General features: G+C 37.0%; 21 protein-coding genes. 20 read left to right on the forward strand and 1 reads right to left on the reverse strand.

Annotated features, from left to right (window positions below):
• Nucleotides 1-84: 84 nt before the first annotated feature.
• Genes AC3FI7_RS14470 through AC3FI7_RS14490 form a run of 5 tightly spaced genes read left to right on the forward strand, consistent with a single transcriptional unit; the run spans nucleotide 85 to nucleotide 6,718 of the window.
• The gene (locus AC3FI7_RS14470) at nucleotides 85-3,738 is read left to right on the forward strand and encodes an MMPL family transporter (RefSeq protein WP_491460378.1); all 3,654 of its coding nucleotides are present in this window, start codon (nucleotides 85-87) and stop codon (nucleotides 3,736-3,738) included.
• A gap of 42 nt (nucleotides 3,739-3,780) precedes the next feature.
• Nucleotides 3,781-4,695, forward strand: coding sequence for a dialkylrecorsinol condensing enzyme DarA (locus AC3FI7_RS14475; RefSeq protein ID WP_343661160.1), 915 nt, complete (start codon nucleotides 3,781-3,783; stop codon nucleotides 4,693-4,695).
• Nucleotide 4,696: 1 nt separating this feature from the next.
• Complete coding sequence (gene darB / locus AC3FI7_RS14480) at nucleotides 4,697-5,836, forward strand: dialkylresorcinol biosynthesis protein DarB (protein WP_142725034.1); 1,140 nt, start codon at nucleotides 4,697-4,699, stop codon at nucleotides 5,834-5,836.
• A complete protein-coding gene (locus tag AC3FI7_RS14485; RefSeq protein ID WP_491460379.1) occupies nucleotides 5,836-6,267 on the forward strand; it encodes a hotdog family protein in 432 nt (143 codons plus the stop codon). The genes darB and AC3FI7_RS14485 overlap by 1 nt, the downstream gene beginning before the upstream one ends.
• Before the next feature lie 7 nt (nucleotides 6,268-6,274).
• Nucleotides 6,275-6,718: a hotdog family protein gene (locus AC3FI7_RS14490; protein ID WP_142725036.1), complete on the forward strand. Its 444-nt coding sequence runs from the start codon at nucleotides 6,275-6,277 to the stop codon at nucleotides 6,716-6,718.
• A 404-nt stretch (nucleotides 6,719-7,122) separates the two neighbouring features.
• Here AC3FI7_RS14490 and AC3FI7_RS14495 read toward each other — a convergent pair whose 3' ends face one another.
• Nucleotides 7,123-10,035 (reverse strand): M16 family metallopeptidase, encoded by a 2,913-nt coding sequence (locus AC3FI7_RS14495; protein WP_491460380.1) that lies wholly within the window; start codon nucleotides 10,033-10,035, stop codon nucleotides 7,123-7,125.
• A 356-nt stretch (nucleotides 10,036-10,391) separates the two neighbouring features.
• Between AC3FI7_RS14495 and DarG the strand changes: the two genes are divergently transcribed.
• The 15 genes from DarG to AC3FI7_RS14570 all read left to right on the forward strand — a co-directional run bounded on the left by DarG (nucleotide 10,392) and on the right by AC3FI7_RS14570 (nucleotide 21,739).
• Entirely contained in the window at nucleotides 10,392-10,796 is a 405-nt protein-coding gene (DarG, locus tag AC3FI7_RS14500) for a flexirubin biosynthesis protein DarG (RefSeq protein WP_291903160.1), read from the forward strand.
• A gap of 62 nt (nucleotides 10,797-10,858) precedes the next feature.
• The gene (gene darH / locus AC3FI7_RS14505; protein ID WP_142725039.1) at nucleotides 10,859-11,854 is read left to right on the forward strand and encodes a BtrH-related acyltransferase DarH; all 996 of its coding nucleotides are present in this window, start codon (nucleotides 10,859-10,861) and stop codon (nucleotides 11,852-11,854) included.
• Nucleotide 11,855: 1 nt separating this feature from the next.
• The gene (locus tag AC3FI7_RS14510) at nucleotides 11,856-12,614 is read left to right on the forward strand and encodes an ABC transporter ATP-binding protein (protein WP_491460381.1); all 759 of its coding nucleotides are present in this window, start codon (nucleotides 11,856-11,858) and stop codon (nucleotides 12,612-12,614) included.
• A complete protein-coding gene (locus AC3FI7_RS14515) occupies nucleotides 12,601-13,869 on the forward strand; it encodes an ABC transporter permease (protein ID WP_142725041.1) in 1,269 nt (422 codons plus the stop codon). The genes AC3FI7_RS14510 and AC3FI7_RS14515 overlap by 14 nt, the downstream gene beginning before the upstream one ends.
• A complete protein-coding gene (locus AC3FI7_RS14520) occupies nucleotides 13,859-14,287 on the forward strand; it encodes an acyl-CoA thioesterase (protein ID WP_142725042.1) in 429 nt (142 codons plus the stop codon). Before AC3FI7_RS14515 ends, AC3FI7_RS14520 begins: the two co-directional genes overlap by 11 nt.
• The gene (locus AC3FI7_RS14525; RefSeq protein ID WP_491460382.1) at nucleotides 14,284-15,426 is read left to right on the forward strand and encodes a beta-ketoacyl synthase N-terminal-like domain-containing protein; all 1,143 of its coding nucleotides are present in this window, start codon (nucleotides 14,284-14,286) and stop codon (nucleotides 15,424-15,426) included. The genes AC3FI7_RS14520 and AC3FI7_RS14525 overlap by 4 nt, the downstream gene beginning before the upstream one ends.
• 10 nt (nucleotides 15,427-15,436) lie before the next feature.
• A complete protein-coding gene (locus AC3FI7_RS14530; protein ID WP_291903150.1) occupies nucleotides 15,437-15,976 on the forward strand; it encodes a 3-oxoacyl-ACP synthase in 540 nt (179 codons plus the stop codon).
• A 99-nt stretch (nucleotides 15,977-16,075) separates the two neighbouring features.
• The gene (locus AC3FI7_RS14535; protein ID WP_002983724.1) at nucleotides 16,076-16,333 is read left to right on the forward strand and encodes a phosphopantetheine-binding protein; all 258 of its coding nucleotides are present in this window, start codon (nucleotides 16,076-16,078) and stop codon (nucleotides 16,331-16,333) included.
• 84 nt (nucleotides 16,334-16,417) lie between these two features.
• On the forward strand, nucleotides 16,418-17,617 hold the full coding sequence (locus tag AC3FI7_RS14540) for a beta-ketoacyl-[acyl-carrier-protein] synthase family protein (RefSeq protein WP_343661154.1): 1,200 nt from the start codon (nucleotides 16,418-16,420) through the stop codon (nucleotides 17,615-17,617).
• Nucleotides 17,614-18,675 carry a beta-ketoacyl synthase N-terminal-like domain-containing protein gene (locus AC3FI7_RS14545; RefSeq protein ID WP_343661153.1) on the forward strand — a complete coding sequence of 354 codons (1,062 nt, stop codon included), beginning with the start codon at nucleotides 17,614-17,616 and terminating at the stop codon, nucleotides 18,673-18,675. The genes AC3FI7_RS14540 and AC3FI7_RS14545 overlap by 4 nt, the downstream gene beginning before the upstream one ends.
• Nucleotides 18,676-18,827: 152 nt before the next feature.
• On the forward strand, nucleotides 18,828-19,583 hold the full coding sequence (locus AC3FI7_RS14550; protein WP_491460383.1) for a polysaccharide deacetylase family protein: 756 nt from the start codon (nucleotides 18,828-18,830) through the stop codon (nucleotides 19,581-19,583).
• On the forward strand, nucleotides 19,576-20,202 hold the full coding sequence (lolA2, locus tag AC3FI7_RS14555) for a flexirubin biosynthesis/transport protein LolA2 (protein ID WP_343661151.1): 627 nt from the start codon (nucleotides 19,576-19,578) through the stop codon (nucleotides 20,200-20,202). Before AC3FI7_RS14550 ends, lolA2 begins: the two co-directional genes overlap by 8 nt.
• The gene (lolB2, locus tag AC3FI7_RS14560) at nucleotides 20,168-20,803 is read left to right on the forward strand and encodes a flexirubin biosynthesis protein LolB2 (protein WP_343661150.1); all 636 of its coding nucleotides are present in this window, start codon (nucleotides 20,168-20,170) and stop codon (nucleotides 20,801-20,803) included. The genes lolA2 and lolB2 overlap by 35 nt, the downstream gene beginning before the upstream one ends.
• Nucleotides 20,804-20,885: 82 nt before the next feature.
• Nucleotides 20,886-21,266: an ApeI family dehydratase gene (locus tag AC3FI7_RS14565; RefSeq protein ID WP_142725050.1), complete on the forward strand. Its 381-nt coding sequence runs from the start codon at nucleotides 20,886-20,888 to the stop codon at nucleotides 21,264-21,266.
• Entirely contained in the window at nucleotides 21,263-21,739 is a 477-nt protein-coding gene (locus tag AC3FI7_RS14570; RefSeq protein ID WP_142725051.1) for a hypothetical protein, read from the forward strand. The genes AC3FI7_RS14565 and AC3FI7_RS14570 overlap by 4 nt, the downstream gene beginning before the upstream one ends.
• The last annotated feature ends 2 nt before the right edge of the window (nucleotides 21,740-21,741 follow it).

Below are 21,741 nucleotides of genomic sequence, written 5' to 3' on the forward strand. Positions count from 1 at the left end.
TTATTGATTTTCAGCCAAAACTTATCCTTAACTATTTTGAACTAATACTTAAAAAATTAAATTTGCAGACTTGATTTAAATGCAATGCATCGCTTTTTTATATTTTTATACTATCTGATTTCCAAAAATAAAATCCTTTCTGTACTGACAGCTGTGGGAATTGCTTTTTTATGCATTTTCTTTGCATCAAAGATCAATTTTGAGGAAGACATCAATCAGATTATCCCAAAAAATGAAAAATCCGATCTCACAGCAAAGGTTCTTAAACAGCTCAATTTTTCGGATAAGATCATTGTTATTATTGAGAACAGATCAGGTGAAGACAGCTTCCTGCTCTCTGAAACGGCAGATACTTTCCTGAAAAAAATCGAACCTCTGCAAAAATACATTGGTTCCGTTCAGGGTAAAGTGAATGATAATGAGATTTCTGAAACCTTTGATTTTGTGAATCAAAACCTGCCACTATTCCTTAATGAGAGTGATTATAAGCAAATTGACGGAAAGCTTCAGAAAGACAGCATTGCCAGGCAGGTAGAGAATAATTACATCTCTCTGGTTTCTCCGACAAGTCTTGTTACAAAAGAATTCATTAAAAAGGATCCTCTGGGACTTACTTTTTTAGGAATTAAAAAACTGAATGCCCTGAATATCAGTAAAGATTTCAAACTGGAAGACAGCTATATTGTAACCAAAGACGGCAAAAATCTCTTACTGTTCATTGATCCCAAAAACAAAAGCAATGATACAAAGGCAAACGAAACATTTGTCGACCAGCTTAATTCTATTAAAGACAGCATCAATAAACAGTTCAGAGGAAAAACAGAAATCAGTTATTTCGGTTCCCCTGTCATTGCCGTGGCCAATGCCCAACAGATCAAAAAGGACATCCAGAATACGGTAGTCATTTCAATGACGGTTCTTTTAATTCTTTTGATTTATTATTTCCGGAATTTCTTTACACCCATCATAGTATTTCTGCCCACCGTATTTTCAGTACTGCTTGCTTTATTGGTCCTTTACTTTATTAAGGACAAAATTTCAGCCATTTCATTAAGTGTAGGTGCTATTCTGATTGGGATCACAATAGATTACGCCCTGCATATTCTTACGCATTACAAGCACAACAATAATATTGAAGAGCTTTACAAAGAGATCACCCAGCCGATTATATTAAGCAGTGCAACGACTGCCGTTTCATTCTTATGCCTGGTCTTTGTACGTTCTGAAGCATTGAAGGACTTAGGACTTTTTGCCGCTATAACAGTAATTCTTTCTTCAATCACAGCATTGATTATCGTCCCCCAACTTTATAAACCAAAAGAAAAAGGAGAACACCTCAACACTAATTTTATCGATAGGATCGGGTCTTATCCATACGAAAAAAACAAGCCTTTGATCATAGGCTGTTCCATTATTATCCTTGCCTGCCTGTTTGGATTCAGGCATGTAGGCTTCAATGAAGACATCGGCGATCTGAATTATATCCCAAAAGAATTAAAAATAAGTGAAGCAAAGCTGCAGAAACTTTCCGACATCACTTCAAAATCTATCTATACCATTTCTTACGGAAATTCTGAAGAAGAGGCATTAACCAGAAATTCTGAACTAAGCCGTTTTCTTGAAAGCGAGAAAAAAGAAGGTAAGATTCTAAGCTATAATTCGATCGGAAGTATTGTACTTTCAGAAAAAGATCAGCAGAAAAAGCTTGATGAATGGAACCATTTCTGGGATGAACAAAAAAAGAATCACACTATTTCAGAGCTGATCAGTAATGGAAATAAATTCGGATTCAACGGTTCTGCCTTTGATCATTTCAATGAAGCTTTGCACAAAAATTATACGGCCCTGAGTCTGAAAGACTATCAAAAAGTGAAAGCGCTTCAGATTTCAGAATTCATGAGCAACGAAAACGGCTTCTATACCGTTTCCAACGTCGTAAAAGTAGATGAAAATAAGCGGGATATTTTCATCAAAGATATTGAGAAGAAACATGATGCCATTGCTATTGACCGCCAGCAGATGAATGAAAATTTCCTTGGTTTGCTGAAAAGAGACTTCAATACCTTAATCAATTATTCTCTTCTTGCGATCATTTTAACGATTATCGTTTTCTTCAGAAATTTTGAATTAACTGTTCTTACCATGTTCCCGATCGTCTTAACAGGAGTTGTGACAGCCGGAATCCTCTATTTTCTGGGACTAGAACTGAATATTTTCAGCACAGTAGTGTGTACGTTGGTATTTGGGGTTGGAGATGATTTCAGCATTTTTCTTACCCAAGCCATGCAGAAGGAACATACTACAGGGAAAAACGAACTGCCTACCTATAGGATCTCCATTATTCTTGCCGTATTCACGACTATCCTTTCTATTGGCTCCCTGATTTTTGCCAAGCATCCGGCTCTGCATTCTTTGGCTTTAGTAGCATTGATTGGAATGTTTTCAGTAATTATTATCACCTCTACCTTATATCCTTTCTGGTTCAGACTCCTGATAACCAACAGGGCAAAAAAAGGACTTTCCCCCATCACGTTCAGAATGTTTATATGGGCAGTTTTCTCATTTTTGTATTATGGTGTAGGCGGGCTGCTGTTTTCTGCTTTCGGAAGTTTCTTTGTCAAAAACTCCAGCGGAAATATCCTGAATATTATCAAAATTATTTTAGCCCGATTTTTAACTTCTGTCCTTTATTCTAATCCTTTTGTAAAGAAGAAGGTCATTAAAAATCCGGCAGAAGATTTCAGTAAGCCTGCTGTAATCATTGCCAATCATACTTCCTTCCTGGATACGCTGGCTATTGCAATGGCCACCCATAAAATCATCTATCTTGTAAATGACTGGGTGTACCAGTCGCCTATTTTTGGAAAGCTGGTGAGAGCTCTTGGGTTTTATCCTGTTTCACAGGGAATTGAAAATGGGATGGAAAAGCTGAGAGAAAAAGTTGAACAAGGCTATTCACTGGTTGTTTTCCCAGAAGCTGAACGTTCTTATACCAATGATATCAAAAGATTTCATAAAGGAGCATTTTATCTGGCAGAACAGTTCGGACTGGATATTCTTCCAATTTACATTCATGGAAATTCTGAGGTATTGCCTAAAGGTGATTTTATTATCTACGATGGAAGCATTACTGTAAAAGTAGGTGACAGAATCAGTAAAGACAATGTGAGTTTCGGCAAAAATTATTCTGAGAGAACAAAAAAAATCAATGCTTATTTCAGGGAAGAATTCGCAAAACTGCGTGAAGAGATTGAGGATGAAAATTATTTTAAAAAGAAACTGTTCCTCAGCTACCTGTATAAAGACAGCGAAGTGGTAAAAGAAGTAAAAGAAGACTTCAACACCAACAAATCGGTGTATTTTGAGCTCAACAAACATATCTCCAGCCAAGCCAATATTCTTCATATCGCTGATGATTTTGGACAAAAGGATGCATTGTTAACATTATATCAGGCAGGCAGAAGAGTCTTTTCTCTGATCAGAGATAACGAAAAAAGAGAAACAGCAGCACACAGCTATCTGATAAAGAGAAGAAAGATACATTATATAAAAGATCTTTCCGCGATAAATAAAAAGATTGATGTATTGCTTGTCTCTGATGAGCACTTTCCAATGAATGACCTGCATGAACTTCCCGAAACCATCATTTTTGTAAATATAAAAAACACCTTATTTGAAAGTGAAAATTATATATTAAAATGGAACTCTGAGTCCATAAAAATATTTAAAACCAAATAATAAATATGAAAAACATATTTTTGTAAACGCTAAAGAAAACTAATGAAAAAAAATATACTTGTCATATATTATTCACAAACAGGTCAGCTCGAAGATATTGTGAAAAATATAGCTAAGCCTTTTGAAGCCCAGAAGGAGCAGTATGACGTTACTTATTACAATATTCAGCTAAAGGAGGATTTTCCGTTTCCGTGGCCAGGTGATGTTTTTTTCAACACTTTTCCGGAATCTTATCTGCAGATTCCCAGAGAAATTCTTCCCCCGTCAGAAGAAATTCTGAACAAAAAATATGATCTTATTCTGTTTGGATATCAGGTATGGTATCTCACACCATCCATTCCTATTATTTCATTCTTAAAGAGTGACTATGCCGGACGCATCCTTAAAGATACTGCTGTAGTCACCATTTCCGGAACCAGAAATATGTGGATGCTTTCCCAGGAAAAATTAAAAGTATACTTAAGAGATTTACAGGCGAAACTTGTCGGAAATATAGCACTGGTAGACAGACATGACAATTATACCAGCGTGCTGACTATTCTCAGATGGCTTACTACAGGGCAAAAAGAAAAATCGGGAATGCTTCCGGCCGCAGGAGTTTCCGATGAAGAAATTTCAGGTTCGGTAAAGTATGGCGAGATTATTGAAAGACATCTTCATAATAATGATCTGAATAATCTGCAGCCTGATCTTGTGAAAAACGGAGCTATTGAAATCCGTGCGTTTTTGGTGCGGGTAGAAAAGGTTGGAAATAAAATTTTTACGGTATGGTCTAATCTGATTATCAAGAAAAAAGAGAAACGCCCATTGCTGATAAAATTCTTTAAGGTATATTTGATGGCAGCGATATGGATTATCTCACCTGTCGTTTTGGTATTACACCTGCTTACAACCCCTATATTTTGGTTTAAAAGACAAAAACAAAAAAGATATTTACAAGGAATTAATTTAAAATAGAATGTACGACGTATTTATAACAAAAGCATCAAAATACTTACCCAATGAGCCGGTAGCGAATGATGAAATGGAGACTTATCTTGGGCTTATCAATGATGCGCCATCTAAAGCAAAATCACTTATCCTAAGAAATAATAAAATCACAACAAGATACTACGCTTTAGATAAAGAAGGAAACCCTACCCATTCCAATGCGCAGCTTACAGCAAAAGCAATAGAAGGTCTTTTTGATGAAAATTTCAAAAAGGAAGATATGAAACTGTTATCTGTAGGAACTACTTCACCAGACCAGATTCAGCCCTCTCATGCTTCTATGGTCCATGGTGAGCTGAATATCGGAAAATCTATTGAAATTAATACTTCAACAGGTCTTTGTAACTCAGGAATGAATGCCCTTAATTACGGATTTCTTTCCGTAAAAGCCGGCGTGCAGGAAAATGCAGTGTGTGCAGGTTCTGAAAGAATGTCTGCATGGATGACAGCTGATAAATTCAACCATGAAGCTGAAAATTTAAAATTGCTGGAAGAAAGACCTATTATTGCTTTCAAAAGAGAGTTCCTGAGATGGATGCTTTCTGACGGAGCAGGAGCCTTCCTTCTGGAAAATAAACCGAGAGAAAACAGTACTTCTTTAAAAATAGAGTTCATTGATTTTTATTCTTATGCTCACGAAATTGAAGCATGCATGTATGCAGGATGTGACAAGCAGGAAGACGGAAGTCTGAAATCATGGGCAGATTACCCTTCTGATGAATGGCTGAAACAATCTATTTTTGCCATCAAACAGGATACTAAAATCCTTGATAAATACATCCTTGTAAAAGGAGCGGAAAGTTTAAGGTCTTCTTTTGACAAACATAATCTGGATCCTGAAAAAATTGATCACGTACTGGCTCATATTTCTTCAGGGTATTTTAAAGATGGACTGAAAGAAGAATTTGCCAAAAAAGGAATGGATTTCCCTGCAGAAAAATGGTTCTACAACCTTTCCGAAGTAGGAAACATCGGAGCCGGGTCTATTTTTATCGCTCTTGAAGAACTGATGAATTCGGGAAAACTGAAAAAAGGAGAAAAAGTACTTCTTTGTGTCCCTGAAAGCGGAAGATTTGCCTATTCCTGTGCCTTATTAACAGTTTGCTAATGGAAACCAGACTGCCCACATCCGATACAAATTTTGTAGAAAGCCTAATTCCGCAAAGATATCCATTTGTGATGGTACACGAATTGACAGAATATTCTGAAAATCATCTTCTGTCAGGCTTTGAAATAAAGGCTGACAATCTTTTCATTCAGGATGGCCTGTTTCAGGCTTCAGGATTGATTGAACACCAGGCACAGAGTGTTGCACTGCACACAGGATATAAATATTATTTATTGGGAAGAGAAGCTCCTACAGGCTATATAGGCGCCATTAAATCTTTTGAAGCTGAAGTATTACCTAAAATAGGTGATCAGCTGACATCTGAAGTAACCATCCTCAACGAAGTAATGGGAGTGACCCTTGTAGATATCGTTACCAAACTGAACGGTGAAGTGATTGCAAAATCCCAAATGAAAACTGCTGTAAAATAAACAGGAAATGGAAATAAAGGAAGATAATATCATTAATATACACAACTTTTTACCGCATCGCGAACCGATGCTTATGGCAGACTATATCCTGGAACTGACCAAGGAAAAAGTAGTAACTTCCTTTGAAATCAAAGAAGACAATATATTTGTTCACAATAATGAGTTCGCTGAGGCAGGATTAATTGAAAATCTTGCGCAAACCTGTTCATCTATCCTTGGGCAAAGCTTCTTTGAAAATCCTGAAGCAGATACCAAAGTAATAGGCTTTATCACCAATATCAAGAAAATCGAAGTTTTTGCTCTTCCAAAAGTAAATGACAAGATCATTTCAAAAGCATCCCTGATTTCCCAGTTTGAAAACATCTGCCACATCTTCTGCGAAACCTTCAATAATGACGAATTATTGATCAGAGCGGAAATTAATCTTTTTATTCAGGAAGTAAAGTCGTAAAGACCCATTCAACATAAAATAGAAAAGCTGTACAAAACGTACAGCTTTTTTGTTGCTAACACTCCATATTATTCTGCAGTGGCTTTGTGAAGCTTTGTGCAATCCATTGGTAATTTTGTATTGAATTAAGTTTCAGTTAAAAGGCTGCTCCTATTGAACTGATTATAAAAACATTACAATAGAAATATCCATTTTTTTGCTATATTCTACATTTATTACATTACAGCAAAACAACTGATAACCAATTTACTACAAGTACCAAAACCTCATCATAACATGAATTATTTCACGTGAAACATTAGACAAATCCGTGGAACACCTATTATCAGAGAGAAGTATATTCAGACAACAAAAAAGTGAGACATTGCTGCCTCACTTTTAAAATTATTTTGTCTTTAAAAGAATTAGTACCCAAAGATCTCTTCAAGAGATACTTCCTGAAATTCTCCCATTTTATTAACAGATTCCATGTTAAGGTTTTCTTTTTTACCGATAATGGCTGTATTATATTTTACAGGTTTCACTTCTGTATTGTAGAATCCTGTAAGCTGCGGTAATGACAGTCCTTGAATTTCGGCATAAATATCTTTTCTGATATCATAATCAACTCCCAGTTTTTTTAATGCCAGCTGATTGAAGAAAATATTTGTTCTGTTGATTCTGTTGGAAGCAATCTGCTTTAATGCGGAACCTTTTGCATTTTCAAACTGCGCAGGAATCTGTGGCAACGATACCATAAGATCATTCATTGCATTTACCGCTAAAGGAAGCTTATTAGCCTGTGTTCCGATATAATTGGTTACATAATTCGCTTTACCCTTTTCCGAAGCATTAGCATAAGAAACATACGCTGTATAAGCCAATGATTTACTTTCTCTGATTTCCTGGAAAACGATTGAGGATAAACCTCTTCCAAAATATTCATTGAAAACGTTTGCTTTACCAAAGTTACCAAGGTTTACCGTATTGGCTTTCGCTACCTTGGACATTTCCATCTGTACCATATCATAATTGGTAAAATATACTTTTCCTTCGGTAGCCGGCTCTGCATATACTTTAGCCTGTGCAGGCTGAAGTGTTGTATTGGAAATAAATGGTTTCACAGCTTTTTCCAACCCTGCCTGATCCTGTCCGTAAAGCAATACCTGATAAGGATATTGGTTCAGGGTCTTCACTTTTTTCATCAGTTCTGAAGCATCAATACTCTCAAGACGCTCTTTGGAAACAATATCTGTCATTCTTGAGTTTTTACCAAATTTGGCATAATTCGAAAGCGCTGCCATAATTCTCACCTTATCTTTCTTTGCAGCAGCTCTTGATTCCAGGATGGTTTTTACAGTCTGAGCATAGATCGCTTTATCAGCTTTTACGTTGCTCATCCAGTGGTTCATCAGCTCAACACCTTTCTTCATATTGCTTTCAAGCCCACTCAGGGTGATCACGATCTGATCATTGCCAGTTCTAAGGCTATAGCTGATTCCCAGTTTATAAAACTCTTCTTTCAACTGCTCCGGAGTATATTTATCCGTTCCCAGATATTCAAAAAGAGTTCCTGCAACAGAAAGTTCCTTATCATGATCTGTCCCGAAAGGAAATACATAACTTACCTGAGCGATATCATTATACCTGTTCTTTACAAAGCTTACTTTTTTATCTTTGATCTGAGAAGTTTGAATAGCTGTTTTATAATCAATAAATTCTGGCTTGATCTCAGGTACTTTTGTATTCAGAATATCCTTAAGGAAAGGAGACTGTGCCTCTCTGTTCAGTTTAATCGGTGTAATTCCCGGATTTTCTACACGGACAAGCTTATCATTCACTCCTTTTTCTTTATAAACAACCACATAGTTATCCTTAAAGAAACTGTTGGCAAATTTTATAACATCCGCCTTCGTGATCTTCTCGTACTGATTGATTTCGTCAAGCTCCTGTTCCCAGCTTCTTCCATTGATATAAGAATCATAAAGTTCTGTCGCCAGCCCATCAGCCGTTTCCCAGTCCTTCATACGCTGAACTTTTTTATCATTTACAATAGCTTTAAGCATCCAGTCCGGGAACTGTCCCTTTTTTATCAGGTCCATCTGATCCATTAATAATTTTTTTGCTTCATCAAAGCTTTGTCCTTCCTTAGGAGTTACTACCAAAGAAAATGAACCGTACATTTTGAATGGTGACTCATAAGCACCTGCTCCAAGCGTTTTCTGTTTCTGATTAATATTAAGGTCAATTAACCCTGCATCTCCCCTATTGCTCAAAATTCCAGCAACAACATCTGCTAATCTGGCCTCCTGCGTTCCATAAGAATCTGTTCTCCAGGCAATGGTCATTCTCGGAGTAGATGGGCTTTTTACTGTTCTCGAAACAATCTGGGTCATCGGTTCTTCGGTAACCATTTTTTTCATTGGAAGCTCTTTGTACTTGAATCCTCCAAAATACTGATCAACTAATTTTATAGTTTTATCATAATCAAGATCCCCAACCAATACCACAGCCATATTATTTGGCACATAATACGTGTCAAAGTATTTATGGATGGCTACCATCGAAGGACTTTTTAAGTGCTCAGAAGTTCCTATTGTTGTCTGCTGGCCATTCGGATGTTTCGGGAAAAGAGCTTCCATCAAAGCATAGTTTACAAGACGTCCGTCATTATCCTGAGCTCTGTTGTATTCTTCGTATACGGCTTCAAGCTCTGTATGGAAGAGACGCAGCACCAATTCTGAAAAACGCTCCTTTTCCACTCTCAGCCATTTCTCCAGTTCATTAGAAGGAATATTGTTTTTGTAAACCGTTTCATCCAGCCATGTATGTGCGTTTGTTCCTGTAGCACCCAGCGAAGAAATTGCTTTGTCATATTCATTCGCAATCGCATATTTAGAAGCTTCCTGAGAAACTTCATCAATTCTTTTGTAAAGCTCTTTCTTTTTTACAGGATCTTTCTCCGCTTTATGCTGCTCATAAAGATCAGAGATCTGCTGTAATAAAACTTTTTCCTTTGCCCAGTCCTGGGTTCCCAGATGTGAAGTTCCCTTGAAAACCATGTGCTCAAGATAGTGAGCCAATCCGGTATTATCACTTGGATCATTATTAGATCCTGTTCTTACCGGAATATATGTTTGAATTCTCGGTGCATCTTCATTTTTTGCAAGATAAACCTTAAGCCCGTTTTTCAAAGTGTAAACGCGTACACCGGCTTGATCATTCTTTACAGTTTCATAAGTATACCCTTGGGCATCAGTTTGCTTCTGGGTTTCAAATTTCTGTGCCATTGCGCTGATCATGCAGAAAAGCGAAACAGAAATAAAAAACTTTTTCATAGTTGTTATTTAATAATTATTTTTTCTATCCAAATTTCTTAACTATTAGTCTTATTTATATAGACACTTGTTACAGGAAAACTGTTACAGGCATAAACAATCAGCCAACAGTTCATTTAAGATGCTTTATGATAGAATTAGTTAAGAAGTCATCTTTCAAAATGAGGAAAAAGAAAGACCTTTCAATCAGAAATATGTGGATTTTGTCGGTAAAGCCTTTATTTCAAAGCAATAATCCACTGAGATTTAATATGATTTACATATAATGTATTTTCACTATTTTAGCCACCTGATTAAAAGAATCAAAAAACAGGTGAACCATTTTCATCTGGAATCTAAAAAATAATATTATTTAGATGAAAAAACAAGACCTACCTCAAGATGAAAGTAACCTGAAATCCGCTAACATGACAGAAGTTCTGTACGTAACGGATGAGAACGACAACTACACGACAGCAAACAGTACAGGCTGGGATGCCAAGAAAGCTGCTCTGGATGAATCGATGGAACTTATTTATGAAAGAATTGAGGAAGCAAAGCAAAATGTCGCCAATAATACAGTAAGCCCCATCGTTTATTTCATGGAACTGAATAAAATGGACATTGGCGTTCTTGCTTCTTATGTAGGAATGTGGCAATGGAGGGTAAAAAGACATTTTAAACCCAAAATATTTAATACACTAAGCGAAACTGCACTGAAAAAATATGCTGATGCATTCGGAATTTCAGTGGATGAATTAAAAAACTTCGACGGGAAATAAATGAACAAGGCTAAAACGCAATGCCTGTTTCATTTAACCAATGAAAAAGATAAAAGCTGCAAATGAAATTAAACTTTGAACACCATCAGACTGCGCATTGCGAAAACGGTGTTGCTTCTAATCTACTGCTTAATAAAGGACTGAAACTAAGTGAGCCCATGATCTTCGGAATCGGTTCCGGGCTTTTTTTTGTCTACCTTCCTTTTTTAAAGGTGAATTTTGCTCCTGGCTTCAGCTATCGCCCGATGCCGGGTGCTATTTTCAGTAAAGCTGCCAAAAGATTAGGAATTAAAATCAAAAGAGAAAAGTTCTCAAATCCTAAAGATGCCCAGAAAGCGCTGGAAAGAAATCTGGAACAAAATATACCTACGGGACTTCAGGTGGGTGTTTTCAATCTTACTTACTTCCCGGAAGAATACAAATTCCATTTCAATGCCCACAACCTGGTGGTCTACGGAAAAGAAAACGGAAAATTTCTTATCAGCGATCCGGTAATGGATTATGTGACCAGTCTTTCAGAAGCAGAGCTTGAAAAAGTAAGATATGCAAAAGGTGCGTTGCCTCCCAAAGGACATATGTACTATCCTATCTATGTTCCGGAAAACATCAATCTTGAAGAAGCCATTAAAAAGGGAATAAAAGATACCTGCAAAAATATGCTCGCTCCGGTACCGCTTATTGGCGTAAAAGCCATGAGATGGGTAGCGAAAAGTATCCCTAAATGGGCAGAGAAAAAAGGCACAAAAGTAACCAATCATTATTTGGGACAGCTGATCAGAATGCAGGAGGAGATCGGAACCGGAGGTGGTGGATTCAGATTTATCTATGGAGCATTTCTTCAGGAAGCGGCTGTTATTCTTAAAAATGATGAGCTTAAGGAATTGTCCAAAGAAATTACCTCTATTGGTGACCTTTGGAGAGATTTTGCCGTGGATATTGCCAGAGTTTATAAAAACCGAAACTCGAAAAGTAATATCTACAATGAACTTTCAAAAACAATGCTGCACATTGCAGATCTGGAAGAAGCTTTCTATAAAAAACTGAGAAAAGCGATCTGATATGGCGGAAAATATGATTGAGATCAGGAACTTATATAAGAAATACAAAAATTCTGAAGATTTTTCGGTAAATGATATCTCATTAACGATCACCAAAAATGAAATCTACGGAATTCTGGGACCTAACGGCGCTGGAAAAACGACTTTAATTTCCATGCTTTCAGGTCTGATAAAGCCTACTTCAGGTCAGTTTACCATCAATGGTTTATCTCCGCAGAAAGATGGCTTTAAAATCAGGCAGATCATCGGAATTGTTCCTCAGGAATATGCTTTATATCCTACCCTTACCGCTAAAGAAAATCTTATGTTTTTTGGAAGTTTGTATGGATTAAAGCACAACCAGCTAAAAAAGACGATTGATGAATCCCTGGAAATCATGGGACTTTCGAAATTTGCCAATAAGCAGGTAGGACAGTTTTCAGGAGGGATGAAACGCCGCTGCAACCTCATCGCCGGAACGCTTCACAATCCTAGAGTTCTGTTTCTCGATGAACCTACTGTTGGGGTAGATGTTCAATCTAAAAAAGCGATTATTGACTATCTTTTGGATTTAAATAAACAGGGAACCTGTATTATTTACACGTCACACCATCTTTCAGAAGCAGAGGAATTCTGTACTAAAATTGCCATTATTGACCATGGAAAAATCCATGCGGTAGGGACCCCTGAAGAACTGGTGAACAGAGTAGCAAGCGCAGAAAACCTTGAAGATGTTTTCATTTCATTAACCGGAAAAGAACTAAGAGATGTTGTTGTATAAACTGTGGAGAAGCTTTATTAAAGAAATTCTTCTGCTGAAAAGAGATATCGGAGGGATTGTCATCATCTTTGTGATGCCGCTACTTCTGATTGTAACCATTACCCTTATTCAGGATTCTACCTTTAAAAACCTTGAAGGTTCAAAGATTCCGATTATTTTCATTGATAATGACAAATCTGATGTTTCCAAAAATATAAAAGCAGAACTGGAAAACAGTAAAACATTCCAGCTGCTGACCAACTTCAATGAGAAATCTGCTCAGGATGCCGTTTTCTCCGGAGATTATCAGATGGCTATTGTCATCCCCGAAAACTTAACGAAAGATTTAAACTCCAATATTGATTCTAAAGTTCAAACTATTGTAAGTTCATTCGGGCTGGAAGGAGATTCCGCAAAGGTGCATAAAATAGCACCGAAAGCGAAAGAAATTCATTTATACTTTGATCCTGCAACCAATATAGGATTCAAAAATTCTGTCATGAATTCCGTCAATAAAATGGTTTTCGAGATTGAAAACAAAAAGATCTACAAAGCATTCCAGGATCAGCTGGGTACCACAGAAAATCTTGACGAGAATAAAAACCTGATCAGTTTTAAAGAAATCACCCCAAAGAAAGGAGAAATGGATGTTATGCCGAATTCTGTTCAGCACAACGTTCCCGCATGGACTCTTTTTGCAATTTTCTTCATTGTGGTTCCCTTATCCATCAATCTGGTTAAAGAAAAGAGCCAGGGAACAAGCGTAAGGGCAAGAATAAGTCCTACTCCCTACTTTGTACATATTTTAGGAAAAACATTTACCTACCTAATCATCTGTATCATTCAGTTTTTACTGATGGTTGCCGTAGGAATCTATCTTTTCCCTTACATGGATCTTCCGGCCTTTGATGTATCCGGAAAGATGTTCCCGCTTGTGATTGTAACCCTCTTTGCCGGGTTGGCAGCCATCGGATTTGGTGTCCTATTGGGAACTGTTGCTGATACTCAGGAACAGTCTGCCCCTTTCGGAGCAACTTCTGTAGTGGTTCTGGCTGCTGTGGGAGGAATTTGGGTTCCTGTATTTTTAATGCCGGAATTCATGCAGACTGTAGCCAAATTCTCTCCAATGAACTGGGGACTGAATGCTTACTATGATATTATTTTAAGAAACAGCGGCATTGGTGGAATTGCCAAAGAACTGGTTTTACTGTTCTTATTTTACCTTGCCACAGTGGCTGTTTCCTTATTTTACGAAAAGAAACAAAATGCAGTCTAAAGAAAATATATTAACCTGTACTGAGGAAGTCAGAGTTCGGTTCAATGAAACGGATCCGCTGGGAATTGTCTGGCATGGACATTATATCGTGTATTTTGAAGATGGACGAGAAGCTTTCGGGCGCCAGCATGGTCTTACTTATCTTGACATTCAGAACGCGGGATATGTAACCCCCATAGTAAAAAGTACCTGTGAACATTTTCTTCCTTTAAAATATGGAGAAACCTTCAGAATTGTAACAACGTTCATTAATTCTGTTTCCGCCAAGCTGATCTACCGATATGAACTTTTCAATCAGGAAAACCAATTGGTATGCAGTGGTGAAACCATTCAGGTATTTCTGGACAGTAATGGAAGTTTATGCCTGTACAATCCGGAATTTTTTCAGAACTGGAAAGATAAAATGGGGTTATCATGAAGAAAGAAATTTACATCACAGATTACAATTGTGTAACTCCGTTGGGCTACAATGTAGATTCCAACTGGAATGCCCTTCTGGAAGGAAAATCAGGGGTTGCTTTACATAGCATCATAGATAATCAGGAGGCTTTTTATGCTTCCATGATTGATTCTGATCAGCTTAATGAAACATTTAACAGATATTACGATCAGAATGAAAACTATACCTTTACAAGACTGGAGAAAATGCTTCTTTTAAGCTTACAGCCTCTTGTAGAAAGACACACCCTATCAGAAGATACTGCTTTTATTCTTTCAACAACAAAAGGAAATATAAGCCTGTTAAAAAACCAGCCTGAACTGCCGGAAGGCGTTTACTTATCAACACTGGCACAGAAAATAGCAGACTTCTTTGGATTTAAAACAAAGCCAATCGTGGTTTCCAATGCCTGTGTTTCAGGAGTAATGATAATTGCTGTTGCCAAAAACATGATTCAGGCAGGAAAATATAAAGATGCTTTCATTATAGCCGGAGATGAGCTATCTGAATTTGTTATTTCAGGATTCAATTCATTTCAGGCAATAGGATCAGGACCATGCAAACCCTATGATAAAGACAGAGACGGAATCAATATTGGCGAGGCTGCTGCTTCTGCTTATATCACTTCAGAACCCTCCGAAAACGAAAAATTTAGATTTAAAGTTCTCGGAGATTCCGCTGTTAACGACGCCAACCACATTTCCGGACCTTCAAGAACAGGTGACGGTTTATACGCCAGTATCAGAAATGCCATGGCTGAAGCAAATATTTCTTCTGAACAGATTGATTTTATTTCTGCTCACGGAACGGCCACTTTATATAATGATGAAATGGAAGCAATTGCCTTCAACAGAATGGAACTTCAGAATATTCCCCTCAACAGTATGAAAGGCTATTACGGACATTGTCTGGGTGCATCCGGACTTTTGGAAAGTATTATTTCTATGGAAAGTTCTCTTCACAGTACTTTGCTTCCCTCAAAGAATTTTGGAGAAATGGGAGTAACCCAGCCATTGAATATCATCAGAGAAAATCAAATGGCAGAAATTAAATATATTCTAAAGACTGCTTCCGGTTTTGGAGGCTGTAATGCGGCAGTTGTGCTGGAAAAATGTTAAAATGAATGTCATGAAGAAAACAAACAGCTGTACTATAGAACATTCAAAAATAACCGTTGACGGAAATCTTATTTTTGAAAGCCAAAGCGAAACCTTCCAGGAGTTTGCCAAGGAAGCCTATAAGAGTTTAGATCTTAGCTATCCTAAATTTCATAAAATGGATCATCTGAGTAAACTGGCGTTTCTTTCTGCCGAGCCCATCTTGAAAGATGAAGATCACAGCAGAACGGCTATTGTTTTTGCCAATAGATCATCCAGCCTGGATACAGATTTTAAATATCAGGAAAGCATCAATGATCCTGATAATTTCTATCCGAGTCCCGCAGTTTTTGTTTATACTTTACCCAACATCTGTGTCGGGGAAATCAGCATCAAGCATAAGATGCAGACAGAAAATGCCTTTTTTGTTTTGGATGAACCTGACGATAGTTTTTTAAACGACTATTCTGAACAGATTCTGCGATCCGGAAAGGCAGACAAAGTATTATGCGGCTGGATGGAATTGTATCAGGAAAATTATAAAGCTTTTGTATATTTGCTCACATTATAATTCAACAATGTACCAATCTGATCATGTACCAATGCTAAAGGCAATAACAACTATTGGTCAACTGGTACATTGATATATTGTTACATTAAAATAATATTTATGGAAAATTTAAAAACAGAATTGAAGCACAAAATTATTGAAGTCCTTAACCTTGAAGACGTATCTGTGGAGGAAATAAAAGATGCTGATCCGTTATTCGGAGGAGGACTAGGACTGGATTCAATCGATGCTTTGGAATTAATCGTTCTTCTTGATAAAGACTATGGAATAAAACTAGCTGATCCTAAAAAAGGAAAGGAAATTTTCCAATCTATCGATACGATGGCTGCCTTCATCGAGAACAACAGAACAAAATAAATGAATGTAACAATCTAACAGTGTATCAATGTAGCAATTATTGGTAAATTGTTAGATTGATGCATTGGTACATTATATAATACCATGAGTCAAAAAATTGCCATAACGGGAATGGGCATCATTTCCTCCATCGGAAACAATGTGGAGGAAAATTTTATTTCATTACGGTCCGGAAAACATGGGATTTCAGATATTGAAATGTTTGAAACCCGGCATACCGGGCTCATTAAAGCGGGTGAAATAAAATTATCCAACGAAGAACTTGTACAGAAACTTCATCTTGATGAAGACAACAATGTCACAAGAACGTCTTTACTGGGAATGATTGCAGCTAAAGAAGCTGTAGAAAGTGCAGGAATTTCAGATATCAATAGTTACAGAACCGGCCTGATATCTTCTACCAGTGTAGCCGGAATGGATATCACTGAAAAGTACTTCTACTCATACGAAGACTTCCCCGAAAAGCAAAAGTATATTGACGCCCACGATGCCGGAAATTCTTCATTAGCCATTGCTGATTATCTTGGATTAAAAGGAATGGTTTCTACCATCAGTACGGCGTGTTCATCAGCAGCCAATGCTATTATGATGGGGGCTAAACTGATTAAAAACGGAGTTTTGGACCGTGTCATTGTGGGAGGAACAGATTCTCTTTCAAAATTTACCCTGAACGGATTCAATACCCTGATGATCCTTACGGACTCTTACAATACTCCTTTTGACAATAACAGAAAAGGACTTAATCTTGGAGAAGCTGCTGCTTTTTTAGTCCTTGAATCTGAAGAAACAGTCAAAAAAGAAAATAAAAAAATCCTGGCTTATCTTTCCGGGTATGGAAATGCCAATGATGCCCATCATCAGACAGCCTCTTCTGAAAACGGACAGGGAGCATATTTAGCTATGCAGAAAGCCTTGAAAATCTCCGGATTGGATAAGGAAAACATAGATTATATCAATGTTCATGGGACAGCTACCCCCAATAATGACTTATCTGAGGGAATTGCCATGATCAGAATTTTTGGTGAAAATCAGGTCCCTGAATTCAGCTCTACGAAAGCATTTACAGGACATACATTAGCTGCCGCTGCCGGAATTGAAGCCGTTTTTTCAATTTTAGCGATGCAGCAAAGTCTTATTTTCCCGAATCTGAATTTCAAAACTAAAATGGAAGAGTTTGACCTTGTTCCTGTCACTGAACTGAAAGTAAAGAACATCAATCATGTGCTTTCCAATTCATTCGGATTTGGAGGAAACTGTTCAACTTTAATTTTCTCAAAATCATGAGTCCGGTATACATCAACAGTGCATCCTGTATATCTGTTCAGGACACTTTAAACGAAAATATCCTTCAGAACCTTATTCCTGAAATTTCTTCCAACATCCTCAAGGCTGTAGAACCCAATTACAAAGAGTTCATTCCGCCTGCTATGATCCGAAGAATGTCTAAAACCGTAAAAATGAGTTCTGTAGCGTCGCATTATGCATTGAAAGAAGCCGGCATTGAGCAGCCGGACGCCATCATCGTAGGAACCGGAATGGGTTGTTCCCAGGATTCTGAAAAGTTTCTTAAAAATGTGATCGACAATCATGAAGAGTTCCTAACGCCTACTTTTTTTATACAATCTACCCATAACACAGTAGCCGGACAGATTGCTCTGGGATTACAGTGCCATGCTTATAACTTCACCTACGTAAACACTTCTTCTTCACTGGAGTTTTCATTACTGGATGCTCAGCTTCAGCTCAATGACGGAGAAGCAGAAAATGTTCTTGTGGGTTCTACAGATGAGCAGACTGCCAGAACAATGGAACTTTACTGTTTAAATAATACTATAAAAAAAGAAGCAGATCTTCCCGCTGATTATCTGCATTCCACCAGCAATGGAGTGATTTGGGGTGAAGGTGCCAGCTTTTTTATAATAGGTAAAGATAAAACTGAAAGTTCTTACGCCAGACTTCACAATATCTGCATCAGTAACAAAGTTGAATTGAATGACGTTCAGGATTTCATTCAGAATTTCTTGACCCAAAATAATCTTTCCAATCATGATATTGATGTTGTAATCTTTGGATTCAGTGGAGACGCAGAATCCGATGTTTATTATACAAAAGCAATAGATCTGTTTCATGGCTCATCACAGCTGTATTATAAACATCTGAGTGGAGAGTTCAACACGGCAAGTGGTTTTTCAACATTTATAGCCTGTCATATCCTTAAGGAACAGCAGATCCCGGAAATAATGATGATCAACTCTGAGAAAAAAGAAAATGTGAAGAATGTTCTTCTTTACAATCATCTTGGGGGCAATGATCATAGTTTGGTGTTATTGGAAAAAGCATAATTGATGAGAGGTAATAAAAGCAGTACTGTTGTCATTCTGACGAAGGAAGAATCTCTGCTTTTATATGATAGATTCTTCATTCTGCTCCGCTACACTCAGAATGACAAAAAGCATATAAATCAAGAAAGTTTAACCATATTAAACACCCAGCAATGAAGCACTACCCATTCATCCTGTTCTATCTTTTCTGTAACGTTTTTATTTACGCCTTCCATGGAAGTTTTTGGGTATATCTGTTTTGCTTTTTTGCTTTTTTCGCAGTGATTATCTGGGGTTCTTTTGATATTGAACTGGGATATTTTATCAACAGTATAACCCATAAACGCACCAGAATTAAGGAAGTTGCCCTTACTTTTGATGACGGACCTACTGAATTTACGCCAAAGTTTTTAGACCTTCTTAAAGAACATCAGGTAAAAGCCACCTTTTTCTGTATTGGAAAACAGATTGAAAAATATCCTGAAACGTTTCAGAGAATCATCGCAGAGGGGCATACTATCGGGAATCATACCTTATCACACTCCAATTCCACGGGATTTTTGTCCACTTCCAAAATGATTGAGGAAATTGAAGGATGTGATGAAGTCATAAAAAATATTGGAAATATCAGGACCACCCTCTACAGACCTCCTTTTGGCGTTACCAATCCCAATATTGCAAAAGCGGTCAAAAGAACCCATAAAGTAAGCATAGGATGGAATGTACGCTCTCTGGACACCATCATTGACAATGAAAAGAAAATCTATCACAGAGTAACTAAAGGCCTGAAAAAGGGCAGTATTATCCTTCTTCATGACACTTCGGAAAAGACCTGTCGCGTACTGGCAGATTTATTAGTATTTTTGAAGAACAAAAAATATTCAACTTTTACTGTTGATACAGTGATAAATTCAAATAGAAATGATTAAAAATATTGCTTTCGGAGCACTCATACTGGTTTCAGGATTCTTTTCTGCACAAAATACAGCAATGTCAGGAGCTGAAGCTAAGGCATTTGTGTCTAAAGTTTCTTCAGACACCAAAGAGATCAAAACTTTACAGAGTGATTTTACCCAGACTAAAAAGATGGATTTTCTGGATAAAAATATTGTCACCTATGGGAAAATGTCACTGCAGACCCCCAATATGCTGAGCTGGAAATATACCAAACCTTACCAATACAGCATTGTTTTTAAAAGCAATAAGATCTACATCAATGACCAGGGGAAAAAATCTTCTGTAGATGCCAAGAGCAAAACCTTTGAAAAAATCAATAAACTGATTGTCGGAAGTTCCAACGGAACGATGTTCAATGATCCTGAATTTACCGTAACTTATTTTAAAAATGGGAATTATAATGTGGCAAAGTTTATTCCTAAAACACCCCAGCTTTTAAAATACATCAAACAGATTGAATTGTATTTCCCCAGGAATCAGTCTACAGTTTCCCAGGTGAATATGACTGAGGCTTCCGGAGATACCACGAATATTGTTTTTAAAAATACAAAGATCAATGCTTCCATTCCTGCGTCAGAGTTTTCTTTATAGCCTGATTCTTGCACTGGCTGTTTCCTGTAAGACGTATAAGTTAACAGATGTAAAGCCTGTTTCTTTCTCTGAAAAAACGGTGGAAAACTTATATTTTGCTTCTGGTGAAGATTATGTTTACAAGTGTCAGATGGATATCTATAAAAACCATGTGAGTGGTATTCTGATTATCAAAAAACTGAATGAAACGACACACCGCGTCGCTTTAACTTCTGACTTCGGGAATAAACTGATTGATTTTGAAGTCTCAGACAATGATTTCAAACTGAATTATGTACTCCCCGATCTGGATAAAAAAATAGTCATCAACTTTCTGAAAAATGACTTCCAACAGCTACTGAAAAGACAATATCCGGTAAATGAAAGCTTTGAGAATAAAAATGCTAACATCTATCTTTCCAAAATTGATAATAAAAGCTATTATTTATTCTTCAGTAAAGAAAATAATTTGCTGAAGCAGATTATTTACACGAAAAATAACAAGGAAAAAATCGATTTTACTTTTGATGCAAAAAAAACTATCTTCGCGGATAGTTTAAATCTGCAGCACAAAGACTTTAAGATCAACATAAAACTATTTCAAATAACCGAAACGGAGTAATTTCACAGGAAAAACTACCTAAATATCCATGTAGTTCCCGGAAAGAAACTGATGATACATTTAATCTTAAAAAAATAAGATCATGCAAACCATTCTTACAGACTTTTATACTTTAACATCATACGAAAAGACAGAAGACGGAAAGTTTACTGCTTACATTCATCTGAATAAAGACCATGATATTTTCAAAGGCCACTTTCCCGGAAATCCGGTAACGCCCGGCGTATGCATGATGCAGATTATCAAAGAACTGACGGAGGAGCTTACAGGTTCAAAATTATTCTTAAAAACAGCATCAAATGTAAAATTCATGGCGATCATCAATCCTTTTGAAACTCCTGATTTACAGCTTCAGCTTGATATTGATGAAAACGGCGAGGATGTTAAAGTAAAAAATACAACTTCTTTTGGCGAGACTATTGCATTGAAACTGTCTGTAAGCTATAAAAAAATAACGTTATGAAACTAATTTTGTCATTTTTAACGGCATTTATTTTTTTCTTTCAATCTGATCTTGAAACATTGAGAAACAGTTATGCCAAAGCCAACGAATCCAATAGCAATACGGAAAGTTTCATCAATACAGCGGAAAAACAATCCGGATCTGATGCAGTAACTTTAGGATATAAGGCAGCAGCGAAAATCATGGAAGCGAAAATTGCCAAAAGCAATAGAAAAGCCTTGGTAAAAACAGGAGCAACAAGTCTTGAAGGCATTATCAAAAGTAATCCCAACAATGCAGAGCTTCGTCTGATCAGATTAAGTGTTCAGGAAAATATTCCAAAAATTGTAGGATACCGAGGAAGCCTGAAAGATGATAAAGCTTTCCTGTTGAATAATTACAGCAAACAGAATACAGCATTGAAAGGCTATATCAAGAGGTTTGCTATGCAGTCTAAAACCATTACAGAGGCAGAAAGAGCCACTTTAAAATAAAA

It is taken from the genome of Chryseobacterium sp. TQ-BC-N36, from assembly GCF_058382295.1.

Excerpts from the sequence above, each read along its gene's own strand:
- AC3FI7_RS14470 (WP_491460378.1), top strand. The coding sequence starts at position 85 with ATGCATCGCTTTTTTATATTTTTATACTATCTGATTTCCAAAAATAAA.
- AC3FI7_RS14475 (WP_343661160.1), top strand. The coding sequence starts at position 3,781 with ATGAAAAAAAATATACTTGTCATATATTATTCACAAACAGGTCAGCTC.
- darB (WP_142725034.1), top strand. The coding sequence starts at position 4,697 with ATGTACGACGTATTTATAACAAAAGCATCAAAATACTTACCCAATGAG.
- AC3FI7_RS14485 (WP_491460379.1), top strand. The coding sequence starts at position 5,836 with ATGGAAACCAGACTGCCCACATCCGATACAAATTTTGTAGAAAGCCTA.
- AC3FI7_RS14490 (WP_142725036.1), top strand. The coding sequence starts at position 6,275 with ATGGAAATAAAGGAAGATAATATCATTAATATACACAACTTTTTACCG.
- AC3FI7_RS14495 (WP_491460380.1), bottom strand. The coding sequence starts at position 10,035 with ATGAAAAAGTTTTTTATTTCTGTTTCGCTTTTCTGCATGATCAGCGCA.
- DarG (WP_291903160.1), top strand. The coding sequence starts at position 10,392 with ATGAAAAAACAAGACCTACCTCAAGATGAAAGTAACCTGAAATCCGCT.
- darH (WP_142725039.1), top strand. The coding sequence starts at position 10,859 with ATGAAATTAAACTTTGAACACCATCAGACTGCGCATTGCGAAAACGGT.
- AC3FI7_RS14510 (WP_491460381.1), top strand. The coding sequence starts at position 11,856 with ATGGCGGAAAATATGATTGAGATCAGGAACTTATATAAGAAATACAAA.
- AC3FI7_RS14515 (WP_142725041.1), top strand. The coding sequence starts at position 12,601 with ATGTTGTTGTATAAACTGTGGAGAAGCTTTATTAAAGAAATTCTTCTG.
- AC3FI7_RS14520 (WP_142725042.1), top strand. The coding sequence starts at position 13,859 with ATGCAGTCTAAAGAAAATATATTAACCTGTACTGAGGAAGTCAGAGTT.
- AC3FI7_RS14525 (WP_491460382.1), top strand. The coding sequence starts at position 14,284 with ATGAAGAAAGAAATTTACATCACAGATTACAATTGTGTAACTCCGTTG.
- AC3FI7_RS14530 (WP_291903150.1), top strand. The coding sequence starts at position 15,437 with ATGAAGAAAACAAACAGCTGTACTATAGAACATTCAAAAATAACCGTT.
- AC3FI7_RS14535 (WP_002983724.1), top strand. The coding sequence starts at position 16,076 with ATGGAAAATTTAAAAACAGAATTGAAGCACAAAATTATTGAAGTCCTT.
- AC3FI7_RS14540 (WP_343661154.1), top strand. The coding sequence starts at position 16,418 with ATGAGTCAAAAAATTGCCATAACGGGAATGGGCATCATTTCCTCCATC.
- AC3FI7_RS14545 (WP_343661153.1), top strand. The coding sequence starts at position 17,614 with ATGAGTCCGGTATACATCAACAGTGCATCCTGTATATCTGTTCAGGAC.
- AC3FI7_RS14550 (WP_491460383.1), top strand. The coding sequence starts at position 18,828 with ATGAAGCACTACCCATTCATCCTGTTCTATCTTTTCTGTAACGTTTTT.
- lolA2 (WP_343661151.1), top strand. The coding sequence starts at position 19,576 with ATGATTAAAAATATTGCTTTCGGAGCACTCATACTGGTTTCAGGATTC.
- lolB2 (WP_343661150.1), top strand. The coding sequence starts at position 20,168 with ATGCTTCCATTCCTGCGTCAGAGTTTTCTTTATAGCCTGATTCTTGCA.
- AC3FI7_RS14565 (WP_142725050.1), top strand. The coding sequence starts at position 20,886 with ATGCAAACCATTCTTACAGACTTTTATACTTTAACATCATACGAAAAG.
- AC3FI7_RS14570 (WP_142725051.1), top strand. The coding sequence starts at position 21,263 with ATGAAACTAATTTTGTCATTTTTAACGGCATTTATTTTTTTCTTTCAA.